The 2405-nt window shown below is 65.6% G+C and carries 5 protein-coding genes; 3 read left to right on the top strand and 2 right to left on the bottom strand.

Going from position 1 to position 2405, the window contains the following annotated elements; all coding sequences use genetic code 11:
• The 3 genes from ACNAW0_RS30185 to ACNAW0_RS30175 form a co-directional block, all read left to right on the top strand.
• Positions 1-200: hypothetical protein (locus tag ACNAW0_RS30185; RefSeq protein WP_416291442.1), on the top strand; the 200-nt coding region annotated here is incomplete at its 5' end.
• Positions 167-1237: an integrase core domain-containing protein gene (locus ACNAW0_RS30180; RefSeq protein ID WP_416291441.1), complete on the top strand. Its 1071-nt coding sequence runs from the start codon at positions 167-169 to the stop codon at positions 1235-1237. The genes ACNAW0_RS30185 and ACNAW0_RS30180, both read left to right, overlap by 34 nt.
• Complete coding sequence (locus tag ACNAW0_RS30175) at positions 1221-1508, top strand: DDE-type integrase/transposase/recombinase (protein ID WP_416291443.1); 288 nt, start codon at positions 1221-1223, stop codon at positions 1506-1508. The genes ACNAW0_RS30180 and ACNAW0_RS30175 overlap by 17 nt, the downstream gene beginning before the upstream one ends.
• A 69-nt stretch (positions 1509-1577) precedes the next feature.
• Here the strand turns inward: ACNAW0_RS30175 and ACNAW0_RS30170 are convergent, their stop codons facing one another.
• Positions 1578-1994 (bottom strand): PIN domain nuclease, encoded by a 417-nt coding sequence (locus ACNAW0_RS30170; RefSeq protein ID WP_416291440.1) that lies wholly within the window; start codon positions 1992-1994, stop codon positions 1578-1580.
• The gene (locus ACNAW0_RS30165; RefSeq protein WP_416291439.1) at positions 1985-2209 is read right to left on the bottom strand and encodes a hypothetical protein; all 225 of its coding nucleotides are present in this window, start codon (positions 2207-2209) and stop codon (positions 1985-1987) included. Before ACNAW0_RS30165 ends, ACNAW0_RS30170 begins: the two co-directional genes overlap by 10 nt.
• Positions 2210-2405 lie beyond the last annotated feature (196 nt).

Here is a 2405-nt window from a genome sequence, read left to right as displayed (position 1 = left end):
AGGAGGACACCATGGACGTCCTGCATGATCGATGCGCCGCGTTGGACGTGGCCAAGGACGAGGTCAAGGTTTGCCTACGAACCCCAGGCAAACGCCGCAACACCCTGTACCGTGCCAAAACTCGTCGCACAGGGTGTGAGCTGCTGTTTCGCGACAAGGACGCAGGATGGCAGGTGTGTTGGTTCGGCTGCTGTACCTGAGTGCGGTGCGGATGTTCGGCTGGTTGCCGCTGGCCACGTGCAGCGAGTCCGCGCTGGTCGCTGAGTTGCTGGTGCTGCGCCATGAGGTGGCGGTGCTACGCCGTCAGGTCGGTCGGCCGCGCTTGTCGTGGCCGGAGCGGGCGGTATTGTCCGCGCTGGTCCGGGCACTGCCGCGGGAACTCTGGAGGCATCGGATCGTTACCCCAGCCACCCTGCTGGCCTGGCACCGCCGGCTGGTCCGCCGGCACTGGACCTACCCGAACCGGCCCGGACGACCACCGATCAGCGACGACCTCCGGGACCTGATCCTGCGCTTGGCCAGGGAAAATCCCGGCTGGGGGCACCGGCGCATCCAAGGCGAACTCGTCGGGCTCGGCCATCGGGTCGGCGCCGGCACCATCCGTCGCATCCTCGCCAGCTCGAAGCGCGGTCCTGCGCCACCCGGGATCGACACCAATTGGAGGACGTTCCTGCGCGCGCAGGCGTCCGGCCTGCTGGCGATCGACTACTTCCACATCGACACCGTCACGCTGCGGCGGTTGTATGTGCTGTTCGTCATGGAGATCAGGACCCGACGGGTGCACATCCTCGGCGTCACCGCCCACCCGACCGCCGCCTGGACTACCCAGCAGGCCCGCAACCTGGTGCTGGACCTCGGTGACCGTATGACACTGTTCCGGTTCCTGATCCGCGACCGCGACGCCAAGTTCACCGCGTCGTTCGACACGGTGTTCGCCGCCGAAGGCATCGACGTGGTGAAGACTCCGCCGCGCACGCCCCGGGCGAACGCGTTCGCGGAACGCTTCGTGCGCAGTGTCCGGGCCGAGTGCACCGACCGGGTATTGATCTACAACGAACATCACGCCCGTGCCGTGTTACGCGACTATGAGGACCACTTCGACTGGCACCGGCCGCACCAGAGCCTGGATCAGCATCCACCCGACTACGACCCCGGTGTGGTCGTCGCGATCGACAAGCCGATCCGGCGGCGCCGCGTCCTGGGCGGCGTGATCAACGAGTATCACCGGGCAGCCTGAGCTACTCGCAAGATTCGCAGCTCACAAGCCTGAAACAGAGTTTTGGCACCGTACACGGCACGCGAACAATGCGATCGAGGCTGATCACAGCCAGCTCAAGCACCGGCTCAGACCGATGCGTGACCTGTGCACCGACCGCACCGCGCAGACGATCATCACCGGGCACGCCTTCGTTCAGAACCTGCGACGCGGACACTACGAACTCGGACTCGACGCCCCACCCGCGACTCGGGTGGCCGCCGCGTTCACCGAACTGGCCCGAGCGATCTGACCAATGCCCGCTGACGCAGCCCGGCGCGTCCACCGATCCGACAACGCAACAGCGTCCGTCGCGGACCAGTTAGCCAGGCAGGGTTTCAACCGACTGGCCCGTGACCGCGGCGATGAGGTCGAAGTCCTTGTCGACGGCGAGGATGGTCAGTCCCGTCTTTTCAGCAGTCGCCGCGATCAGGAGGTCAGGGATTGACGGGGCACGGTGCTGGCCTCGATCGGCAAGCAGCATCTGCACCTCCAGTGCCCGGTCCTCGATGGCGGGTGTCAGGTGCTCGACCGGCATCAAGGACAGTGGTGGGGCGGCGAACTGTCGACGCCCCACTTCTCCGGAGCGTGCTGAGTAGCCAAGTTCGAGCCGGGTGATGGTGGAGAGCCGGACCAACCCGCGGCTGATGCGTGCGCTCCACGCGTCGCGGTTCGCCGCTTGGCCGAGTTGGAGCCGAATGTACGCGGACTTGTCGATCAGCCAGCTCGTCACCGCCACGCGTCCTCCATCACCGTAGGGTCGGCCAGATCCGCGAATGCCTCTGCGGATCGTTGCCAGTCCTCGGCGGTGACCGTCCGCTCGCCGGCAGGGCTGATGTTCTCCTCGAACTTACGGCGTAGGTATTCGTTGCGGGACAGCCCGAGGTTGGCGGCTGTGGCGTCGATGCGGTCGACGGCCTCTTGACTAAGATCGCGGACGAGGATATTGGGCATGTGGCACCTCCGATCCAGAGTTGTGTTATCACGATATCATGCCTACGGGCCGTGCTGGCGGCTGTGGCCCCGCTGGTGAGGCGGTCGACCTCGTCGGCACGCAGGTGTCGCTCTCTGGCACCTACCGGACTCTAGGCATTTTATCGGTACAAACAGCATGCCAGGTGTCGAGCCTGTCGTCGCTCACGGATTTCTA

The sequence above is a fragment of the Micromonospora sp. SL1-18 genome, from assembly GCF_047921505.1.
In the GTDB taxonomy this organism is placed as follows: domain Bacteria; phylum Actinomycetota; class Actinomycetes; order Mycobacteriales; family Micromonosporaceae; genus Micromonospora.
Note: the sequence above shows the minus strand (reverse complement) of the source record. Positions and strands in the feature narration are given on the sequence as shown.

Excerpts from the sequence above, each read along its gene's own strand:
- ACNAW0_RS30180 (WP_416291441.1), top strand. The coding sequence starts at position 167 with ATGGCAGGTGTGTTGGTTCGGCTGCTGTACCTGAGTGCGGTGCGGATG.
- ACNAW0_RS30165 (WP_416291439.1), bottom strand. The coding sequence starts at position 2,209 with ATGCCCAATATCCTCGTCCGCGATCTTAGTCAAGAGGCCGTCGACCGC.